The 9,622-nt window shown below is 42.8% G+C and carries 10 protein-coding genes; 8 read left to right on the plus strand and 2 right to left on the minus strand.

The genetic code is table 11. The features are described from left to right. The coding region (gene pepT, locus B7C60_RS18215) for a tripeptide aminopeptidase PepT (RefSeq protein WP_245868774.1) at positions 1-611 on the plus strand (611 nt) is incomplete at its 5' end. A gap of 402 nt (positions 612-1,013) precedes the next feature. Next, on the plus strand, positions 1,014-1,886 hold the full coding sequence (locus tag B7C60_RS06955; protein WP_099611028.1) for a mechanosensitive ion channel family protein: 873 nt from the start codon (positions 1,014-1,016) through the stop codon (positions 1,884-1,886). Positions 1,887-2,096: 210 nt separating this feature from the next. Here B7C60_RS06955 and B7C60_RS06960 read toward each other — a convergent pair whose 3' ends face one another. Beyond that, on the minus strand, positions 2,097-2,306 hold the full coding sequence (locus B7C60_RS06960) for a cold-shock protein (protein ID WP_000106983.1): 210 nt from the start codon (positions 2,304-2,306) through the stop codon (positions 2,097-2,099). 675 nt (positions 2,307-2,981) lie between these two features. On the opposite strand from B7C60_RS06960, the gene B7C60_RS06965 reads away from it, so the two are divergent. The 5 genes from B7C60_RS06965 (at position 2,982) to B7C60_RS06985 (ending at position 6,950) form a co-directional block, all read left to right on the plus strand. Further along, positions 2,982-3,323, plus strand: coding sequence for an NADH:ubiquinone oxidoreductase (locus B7C60_RS06965; RefSeq protein ID WP_099611029.1), 342 nt, complete (start codon positions 2,982-2,984; stop codon positions 3,321-3,323). Between the two features lie 134 nt (positions 3,324-3,457). Continuing rightward, positions 3,458-3,694, plus strand: coding sequence for a hypothetical protein (locus B7C60_RS06970; RefSeq protein ID WP_099611088.1), 237 nt, complete (start codon positions 3,458-3,460; stop codon positions 3,692-3,694). Positions 3,695-3,804: 110 nt separating this feature from the next. Then, positions 3,805-4,809 carry a response regulator gene (locus tag B7C60_RS06975; protein ID WP_099611030.1) on the plus strand — a complete coding sequence of 335 codons (1,005 nt, stop codon included), beginning with the start codon at positions 3,805-3,807 and terminating at the stop codon, positions 4,807-4,809. Then, a complete protein-coding gene (locus tag B7C60_RS06980; protein ID WP_099611031.1) occupies positions 4,809-5,252 on the plus strand; it encodes a hypothetical protein in 444 nt (147 codons plus the stop codon). The genes B7C60_RS06975 and B7C60_RS06980 overlap by 1 nt, the downstream gene beginning before the upstream one ends. A 222-nt stretch (positions 5,253-5,474) precedes the next feature. Beyond that, positions 5,475-6,950 (plus strand): NAD(P)H-hydrate dehydratase, encoded by a 1,476-nt coding sequence (locus B7C60_RS06985; protein ID WP_099611032.1) that lies wholly within the window; start codon positions 5,475-5,477, stop codon positions 6,948-6,950. Here the strand turns inward: B7C60_RS06985 and B7C60_RS06990 are convergent. Further along, the gene (locus B7C60_RS06990; RefSeq protein WP_099611033.1) at positions 6,947-7,942 is read right to left on the minus strand and encodes a 2-hydroxyacid dehydrogenase; all 996 of its coding nucleotides are present in this window, start codon (positions 7,940-7,942) and stop codon (positions 6,947-6,949) included. The two genes, B7C60_RS06985 and B7C60_RS06990, sit on opposite strands and share 4 nt — an antisense overlap. 736 nt (positions 7,943-8,678) lie before the next feature. Between B7C60_RS06990 and B7C60_RS06995 the strand changes: the two genes are divergently transcribed. After that, positions 8,679-9,622 (plus strand): GMP reductase (locus tag B7C60_RS06995; RefSeq protein ID WP_245868775.1); only part of this gene is annotated, 944 nt, incomplete at its 3' end.

The following is a 9,622-nucleotide window of genomic DNA, read 5'->3' on the forward strand; positions in this document are numbered from 1 at the left end:
ACTTCCATGCTGCGAATGCTCAAGTGGTTTGTCATGGTGTTAATGTTCACCCAGGAACCGCCAAAGATAAAATGGTCAACTCAATGTATCTTGCAGCGCAATTTATTCAAATGATGCCAGCGCAAGAGACTCCGGAACATACTGAAGGTTACCAAGGTTTTTATCATCTCAAATCTGCTAAGATGAGCGTTGCTCGTTCTCAACTAGACTATTTGATTCGTGATTTTGATCTTGCAGGGTTTGCTGATCGTAAGGCGTTGATGCAACAAAAAGTGGCGGAACTCAATCGCCAGTTAAACAAAGGGCATATTGAGTTAGACATTATCGATAGCTATGCCAATATGAAGGAAAAAATTGCCGAGCATCCACACATTATCGAGCTTGCTAAATCGGCGATGCAAGCGTGTGGCATTGAGCCGATGATTAAGCCGATTCGCGGTGGAACAGATGGCGCGAGATTATCCTTTATGGGGTTACCTTGCCCAAATATTTTTACCGGTGGCTATAATTTCCATGGTATCCATGAATTTATTACGATTGAAGGCATGGAGCAAGCTGTCCGTGTTATCATGAAGTTGGCTGAAAAAACCGCTCGTCAATACGCCCTGTAATTCAAAACGTGTTGGAGCGTCCAGCACGTTTTATCCTTCATCACAAATCACAAATTTAGAATTTATCCTGATATCCATGCTTCATATTGTTAATATAATCAGATAAATATAGAGCTATGCCCTTCCTACTTGAAGCTGCAGGGGTGTTGGCTACGTTCGTGTCACTCACTTGCCGCTTACCTGCAACACCAAGTTGTTGGGGTATATACCTTCTCATTTGACACGGCAGTGATGCTGGCGATATTCGTTTATTCCAATTCGATAGCGTATTTAGGTTCATGGGGGAGGTCTACTTGTAACTCCAGGTTATTTGAGGATAAATCAATGAGTTGTGTTTTGTTGGACATGCTAGCCAATGAGGCGAAAACGTCTTAGTTTAACTGTGATTGATGGAGCTAAAGAATGGAACACATTAATGCTATTGTCGATTATCTATTGACCAATAAGTTAGTTTTAACCTTATTGGTTTTATCAGTGATCGTGTTAATTAAACGGATAGCCTTAGCACAGATACGAGGTGATGTTTCATTTTTGAGTGAAGATCAACGTAAGTGGATGTCTCGCACCAAGAATGGCGCTTTTGTTATCAGCTTGATGATTTTATTTGTACTTTGGAAATCTGAAATTAGTCAGTTTGCTCTATCAGTCACCGCAATAGCGATTGCAATTGTGGTTGCCTCCAAAGAAATTATTCTCTGCTTTACCGGGTCAATCCAACGGGCCAGTTCTCGCTCTTTTCGAATGGGGGATTGGATCGAAGTAGGAAAAGTTTGTGGTGAAGTTATTGAGCACAATATGATGGCAACAGTAATTCAAGAAATAGACCTACAGCATGGTCAGTACCACTACACCGGAAAAACAGCAACTCTCCCCAATAGCTTGTTTTTTACTCATCCCGTGAAAAACCTGAATTTTATGAAACGTTATGTTTTTCATAATTTTAACATTGTAGTGCCAAAGTTTGTCAATTTATACCCACTATTACCTATCATGCATCAGCGTATGGAAGAGCATTTTTCCCATTTTATTGATGTTGCCCGTCGCTATAACAGTATGATCGAAAAACATGCGGGGGTCGATTTACCTAGTGCTGAACCTCATATTGAAATCACCAGTGCACCAGCGGGGGAACAGATCGTTCACTTTATGATTTTTTGTCCAACGGACAAAGCAAATCATTTAGAACAGCTTATTCGGCAAGATTTTATGGTGGAGTACGAGAAAGCTTTTCCAGCGGAGCCTATGGTTGAGCGAGTTGTTGAAGCTCAGCACTAAATTTGTCTAGCTTGAGGTGTTTTTTAGTGTGGCTATTTTGGTAATGGCTAGTGTTGGTCAACCATACCCTTCCCACTTGAAGCTGTAGGGGTGTTGGCTACGTTCGTTCACTCCACTTACTTGCCGCCCACCTGCAACTCCAAGTTGTTTGGTGGCAGATATAAAAATAGCCAGCGCTAAGGCTGGCTATTAGAATAATTTGGAAGTCTATTACAGGACTTTAATGCTTTCAGCTTGAGGGCCTTTTTGACCTTGAGTAATGACAAACTCAACTTTTTGGCCTTCAGCCAAAGTACGGAAACCGTCGCCTTGGATTGCACTGAAGTGAGCAAAAACGTCAGGACCGTTCTCTTGCTTAATGAAGCCGAAACCTTTCGTTTCGTTGAACCATTTAACGGTACCAGTAACAGGAGTAGACATAGTAAAAATCCTAAAAAAACAATTTTATATAGGCCGATCTCGGCACGGATAGCGTGGAAAAGTAGATTGCTATTGCGTACGACACGACGGGAGTTACAAGGAATCCAACGAAACAATGTGTATACAATCAACTTCATTTCTAGCTAACATCGAGTCTAGAGCAATCTTTGGGCTTGTCAATCGGAACTTGATATGAGTCGCAGACGTTTTTTAACTTTTATTCATTTTTTTGCTCTATGCGGCATTTCTGTGTAATTCACTATTTACTTATTTTTCATCTTAGTTAAGCGGCTATGTTTGTTTGATTATTTGATTAATGGTGCCTACCTAAATGGACGCTTTATCACGTGCTCGCTAACACTTATTTGTCATCGTACCGAGTGAGGGAGGTTGAGCAAGAATTTGTTTTTTTATAAAGGCTTATCCTCGATAAAATCCATTAGATAAGCTAAACTTTAGTTATTATGTATACCCTTCTAACTTGAAGTAGCATCGGTGTTGGTTATGTGGGTTCATCCCAATCACATGATATGGGGTTTACTTACTCGCCTCCGACCTAAAATTGCAAGCGATTTGGGTATCAGAGTCGTACGGCGTTTAGCTTTTTTAACGTCTTGCGTATATTCACGGTTGTTACTGTTTCTTAAGGTGCTCGAGCACTAAGGAAGGTAGATAATGAGATGGTTAATCATTGCTATCGTGTCAGTATCGGCGGCTATCGCATCGGCTGATCATGTTCATTCATTTTTCCTTGGTTTCTCTATTGCAGTTGTTGCCGTTAGTAGTTGTTATTGGTTAACATTTCGCTGTACACGTTTCCCTGAACTGGCCCTGATGTTACTGTTTTTGGGGGTGATGGTAAAAATGCTGATTACCATTGTCGGTGTGTTATGGGCTGTCTCTTTACACTTAATGTCTTCCCCTGCCATTTTTGGTCTTTCTTATCTGTTTTTTTCTATTGTTACCACTTATTTATGGTTTCAAACTCGTTCAAATCAGCTAGGTTTAACACATTAATATAAATTAGGTTTGGAGTCGCATACCGGGTTTTGGGGCGCTCCTTTCCTATTCTACTAGTGTGTTACAGCGATTTTGTCTATGTCTTTCTATGCTAGTGATATTGGATGTTGAAAAAGAATAGAGAGGTTAAAGTGGATTTTGTATTGTTTGGATTAGAAAACACATTACTGGTATTCGGCATCATTTGTAGTTTAACGGGAATTATCGGTTATGGGAGGCGAAGCCACGATTGGAAAGGCGTCGCAACGATGTTCTATAAACGTATACCAATGTCTGTAGCCGAATATAAATGGTATCGCTTAGGCATTGCGATGATGGTGTTGGCGATTGTTTTACGTATTGTGCGGTTAATTTTTTGGCCAGCCTAGCCTAGATCGCTCGAGCGGTAAGAGTCTTTGCTGTATGACTTAACCCTCGGTTTCATTTGGGTATACACTTTTAACATTGGAAGTAATAATAAATAAGATTGGTGGTCGTTATGTCTTACCCAGTATTGATCTGCGATGATTCAGCGTTAGCTAGAAAGCAAATGGCACGTTCTCTACCCGCCTCATTAAATGCAGACATTACTTTTGCTGTCCATGGTGTTGATGCACTGGAGCAGCTTGATAAGCAGTCGTTTAAATTGATGTTTTTAGATTTAACCATGCCAGAGCTAGATGGGTTTGAAACGCTTGAGGCGATGCGAGCCCAAGACAACCAAACCCCAGTCGTCGTGGTTTCTGGTGATATTCAACCTAAAGCTAAGGAGCGGGTACTCACTCTCGGGGCAAAGGCATTTATCAAAAAGCCAATAGATAAAGATGCCTTAAATGCGGTTTTACGCGAACTTGTTGAGCCCTCGACGCAACCTCGAATGATCACGCCAGTTGCGGTTGATCTGCCGATTTTACGACGTCGTGATGTCTATATGGAAGTCGCTAACGTGTCGATTGGTCAAGCGGCTGATGCATTGGCGCGCCACTTTGATGTATTTGTTGAATTACCTTTGCCGAATATTAATATTCTCGAAGTGAGCGAACTACATATGGCTTTGCGTGATTTAGCCGATAATGTTCAGGTTTCTGGTGTTTGTCAGGGGTTCAGTGGTGAAGGCATTGCTGGCGAAGCGTTAGTCTTGCTTAGTGATTCGAGTGTCGCGGATTTAAAAAAATTAATGAAAGTTCCTGTTGATAGCGAAGAGTTAGAAGAACTTGAGTTATTAATGGACGTTTCGAATATCTTAGTTGGTTCTTTTTTAAATGGGCTTGGACAGCAATCTGAAGTGAGGTTTTTCCAAAGCTCGCCGGTGTTACTGGGGCAGCATATTTCGATTGATTCGGTTATTCAGTCAACGACTGGGTCATTTAATAAAACCATGACGTTTGAAGTCAGTTACAACATTGAAGGTACATCAATTCGCTGCGATCTCCTATTTATGTTTGTCGATGAATCACTGCCGTTACTCGACAATAAGCTCGCCTATTTAATGGAGGAGTTCTAATGCTATCACTACCCGCTGAATTTGAGCAGTTCCATTGGATGGTTGACATGGTACAAAATGTTGATATGGGGCTGATTGTATTAAATCGAGACTATGAAGTGCAGGTATGGAATGGATTTATGACCCATCACAGTGGTAAACATGGGCATGATGTGATTGGTAAATCGATATTTACTATTTTTCCTGAAATTCCATCAGAATGGTTTAAATTAAAAACTAAGCCGGTCTATGATCTCGGTTGCCGCAGTTTTATTACCTGGCAGCAGCGCCCCTACTTATTTAAGTGCCGTAATGTACGTCCCGTTACTCAACAGGCCGAATTCATGTATCAAAATATCACGTTAAATCCAATGCGAACTCCAACAGGTAAAGTTAATTCTCTTTTTCTTTCTGTACAAGATGCAACTGCGGAGGCATTAGCCTCTTTAACTATACCCAAATAAGGTGGAGTTGCAGGTAGGCCGCAAATTTGAACAGCCGTAGGCTGGCCTTTGGTGAGAGCCTCGGATGGCTCTCATCATCGCCATGAGCATAGACAGGCGATGTGATTGGGATGAACGAATGTAGCCAACACCGCTGCAGCTTCAAGTAAGAAGGGTATACCAAGCGTTAAAAATACCGCTGGGTGAATTAAAGTCAGGATACTTAACACAAGGAGATCATCGGTGCTGTTACCACAAGTTTTCTATACCCCTCAACAAGTCAAATGTGGTGAATTGCGGGCAGCGAGAGCGCAAGGCTTAGAAATGTTTCGATTAATGGAACGAGCGGGACAAGCGGTGTTTACTGTTGCATTGGCCCAGTATCCAGGCTCGCATCATTGGTTGGTTTGTTGCGGTAGCGGAAACAATGGTGGTGATGGTTACATTGTCGCTCGATTAGCGCAGTCGGTCGGGATTCAAGTGACGTTATGGCAATATGGCGATCCCGAGCGCTTACAAGGGGATGCTCGTACCGCCTATTACCATTGGATTGATAGTGGTGGGGAAGTACTTCCCTGCACAGAAACATTACCTGATGATGTTGATGTAGTGATTGATGGTTTACTTGGAACAGGCCTCAAAGGTGCAGTTCGCTCTTCCATGAAACAATTAATTCAAACGATTAATGACAGTGGCATTCCGGTGGTTTCTATTGATCTTCCATCTGGTTTGTCTAGCCACACAGGAACCGTTCTTGGTTCGGCAATTTGTGCTCAGCACACAATCAGTTTGATTGGACTTAAGCAAGGGTTAGTGACAGGCAAAGCCCGTGATTATGTTGGAAAGCTGCATTTTGCTGGATTGGGGCTGGAAGAGACGTTTAACAATCAAAATACGGCCACTTTAAAAGCGATTGATCCTCAGGCGGCTCAAAAGGCCTTACCTGGCAGAAAGCGTACCGCTCATAAAGGTCAACAGGGTAAAGTGTTGCTTATTGGCGGTAATTCTGGAATGGGAGGCGCGGCAATATTAGCAGCTCAAGCTTGTGTTCGAACGGGCAGTGGATTAACAGCCGCCTTAGTTCACCCGGATAATACCCAACCAGTTTTAATTAGTTGCCCTGAGATGATGACATCAAGTTGGATGGATACAGTGATGTTCGATTATCGGCTAGACTGGTGTAGTGTATTAGCTATTGGCCCTGGTTTAGGCCGAGATACAATGGCTCAGCAGCTAATCAATCGAGTACAAAGCATCACGAAACCGAAAGTGATGGACGCTGATGCACTGTACTTTTTGGCACAATCGGCTTGTTATGATGACCAGCGTATTATAACACCGCATCCTGCAGAAGCAGCGAGACTGTTGGGATGTGGTGTCGAAAACATAGAGACTGATCGTTTTCAAGCAATTAAAGCGTTACACCAGAAATATGGCGGTGTGGTGGTATTAAAAGGCGCAGGAACCTTAGTATGTAATGGTCAAGACACCTATGTCTGTTTGGCTGGAAACCCAGGTATGGCGAGTGGTGGCATGGGAGATGTATTGACTGGGGTGATTGTGTCATTGCTTGGGCAAGGGCTTGCATTATTTGATGCTGCCAAAATCGGCGTTTTGATCCATAGCCAAGCGGCCGATCAAAACGCCGAAGCCTTTGGTGAACGAGGGCTGATTGCGAGCGATTTAATCCCGCATTTGCGTCGCTTAGTCAACCGTTAAGCAATTAGCTCATTGCCTGATGAGGTGCCTTGTGTAAAAGCCAAAATATTGTTGAGCGTTGTCTGAGCAATGTTGTTAAGCGCATCTTCGGTTAAGAAGGCTTGATGGCCAGTAAAGAGGACATTATGGCAGGCGGATAGCCGGCGGAATACATCATCAACAATCACATCATTGGATTTATCTTGGAAGAAAAGATCTTTTTCATTGTCATAAACATCAAGACCCAGTGAGCCAATGCGCCCTTTTTTTAGTGCTTCGATCGCAGCGACCGAATCGAGTAATTCTCCTCGGCTAGTATTAATAATCATCACTTTGTCTTTCATTTGGTTAAATGCTTGTTCGTTCAGGAGATGATGATTTTCTTTCGACATGGGGCAGTGGAGGGTAATGACATCGCTCTTGGTGAAAATTTCCGACAGCTCTACATATCGTGCTCCTAGTTCAATGGCGGCAGGATTTTGATATGGGTCATAACAAAGAATCGTCATTCCTAACCCTTTGAGAATTCGCATGGTTGCAACACCAATTTTGCCGGTACCGATTACCCCAACGGTTTTTCCATAGAAGTTAAAGCCGACCAAGCCTTCGAGTGAAAAATTGGCTTCTCGAGTTCTTTGGTACGCTTTGTGGAAACGGCGATTAAGACACATCATCAGCCCTACGGTATGCTCAGCAACGGCTTCCGGAGAGTAAGCTGGAACACGGACAACTTGTAAACCGATGCTTTTGGCAGCAGCTAAATCGACTTTGTCAAACCCGGCACAGCGCATCGCAATAAGGCGTGTGCCGCCTTGGTAGAGTACATTTAAGACATCTTCGCCTAATTCATCATTTACAAAGGCACAAACGACTTGACAGTTTCGAGCCATTTGAGCGGTTTTATGCGTTAAGCGGAAATCATGGAAGTGTAATGTGAGTTGCTGAGGATCAACAAAGCGGTTAAATGAGTTTTCATCATAGGTTTTGGCGCTGAAAAAAGCGACGTTGATCATAGTTGCGGTCTCCTTAAATAAGATCAGACTCATACCCTTCCTACTTGAATCTGCAGGGGTGTTGGCTATACGTTCATTCACCCCAAGCACATCGCCTGTCTATGCTGATGGGGATGATGAGAGCCATCCGTGGCCCTTACCAAAGGCCAGCCTACGGCTGTTCAAATTTGTTCCAGACAAATTTGTCACTCACTTGCCGCCTACCTGCAACTCCAAGTTGTTTAGGTATAGAAATAAATCGGAAACATCCCCTTGGATATCAACCGAATCGTGATAAAAATAAACCCTATTTCTTGTTTGGTAATGTGTTTAGCCGGTCAACATGGCGATCTTTAGTATACTTGAACGATGAAAAAAGGCATTTTGTTAGGTGATTAACCTCACATTATTAGCATTGTACGTTGCTATTTTATTGCATGTGATAATACGAGTAAGCTTTTTCAGTAAGATAATGGTTCGGAGTATCTTTAATGTGTTGAAATATAGAATGATTTTAAAAGTGAGACGCTTAGCCAATCATGACTAAATTGGGAATATGGAATCTTTTCTAGGGTAACACAAAAAAAAATGAAATATCAGACTTGCTGGAAATAAATTGCAACCTATAATGCTGAAAACCGGAGCGTCTGCCAACGCTCCGGTTTTTTTGTGTCCGAAATATACTCAGGTCTGCCAACTTGGGTATGTTACACCCTTGCGATAAAGCACAGATAGTGAATTAACTAAGGAAATAACCATGCGTATCGAACAAGAACTTAAGTTAGGTTTTAAAGATGTCCTGTTTCGTCCAAAACGTTCAACGTTAAAAAGCCGCTCTCAAGTCAATTTAACCCGCGATTTTACCTTCAAGCATAGTGGTCGTCAATGGTCTGGTGTTCCTGTTATTGCTGCTAATATGGATTCTGTAGGAACGTTTGCCATGGCAATAGCATTGGCTGAACATGGAGTCATGACAGCTGTTCACAAGCATTACAACGTTGATGATTGGGCGGAGTTTGTAAAAAATGTAGACAGTGCAACGTTAAGTAAAGTGATGGTATCAACCGGTACTTCTCAAGCTGATTTTCAAAAAACCAAAGATATTATGGCGCTGTCTGATGAGCTTATTTTTATCTGTATTGATATTGCGAATGGCTACTCTGAACACTTAGTTGACTATGTGCAGCAAGTCCGTACCGCATTTCCAGACAAAGTGATTGCGGCGGGTAATGTGGTCACAGGAGACATGTGCGAAGAGTTGATCCTTGCCGGTGCTGATATTGTTAAAGTCGGTATTGGCCCGGGGTCTGTTTGTACAACGCGAGTAAAAACAGGGGTTGGTTATCCACAACTTTCAGCGATTATCGAATGTGGTGATGCCGCCCATGGTTTAGGTGGTTGTATTATTGGTGATGGTGGTTGTACTTGCGCTGGAGATGTTTCGAAAGCCTTTGGTGGCGGTGCAGACTTCGTCATGCTTGGAGGCATGTTAGCTGGGCATGAGGAAGCTGGCGGAGAAATGGTAGTCAAAGACGGTGAGACATACATGAAATTTTATGGCATGTCGTCAAAGAGCGCCATGGAGAAGCACTCCGGTGGTGTTGCTGGTTATCGGGCAGCCGAAGGAAAAACCGTACTATTGCCATACCGAGGCAGTGTTCACAGCACCATTCAAGATATCCTCGGTGGCGTGCGCTCAAC

Origin of the sequence: Vibrio fujianensis, assembly GCF_002749895.1 — a bacterium.
Taxonomy (GTDB): Bacteria; Pseudomonadota; Gammaproteobacteria; order Enterobacterales; family Vibrionaceae; genus Vibrio; species Vibrio fujianensis.

Bases quoted from the DNA above. Each gene is read 5' to 3' on its own strand.
- B7C60_RS06990 (WP_099611033.1), bottom strand. From the start codon at position 7,942: ATGATCAACGTCGCTTTTTTCAGCGCCAAAACCTATGATGAAAACTCA.
- B7C60_RS06975 (WP_099611030.1), top strand. From the start codon at position 3,805: ATGTCTTACCCAGTATTGATCTGCGATGATTCAGCGTTAGCTAGAAAG.
- B7C60_RS06965 (WP_099611029.1), top strand. From the start codon at position 2,982: ATGAGATGGTTAATCATTGCTATCGTGTCAGTATCGGCGGCTATCGCA.
- B7C60_RS06955 (WP_099611028.1), top strand. From the start codon at position 1,014: ATGGAACACATTAATGCTATTGTCGATTATCTATTGACCAATAAGTTA.
- B7C60_RS06980 (WP_099611031.1), top strand. From the start codon at position 4,809: ATGCTATCACTACCCGCTGAATTTGAGCAGTTCCATTGGATGGTTGAC.
- B7C60_RS06960 (WP_000106983.1), bottom strand. From the start codon at position 2,306: ATGTCTACTCCTGTTACTGGTACCGTTAAATGGTTCAACGAAACGAAA.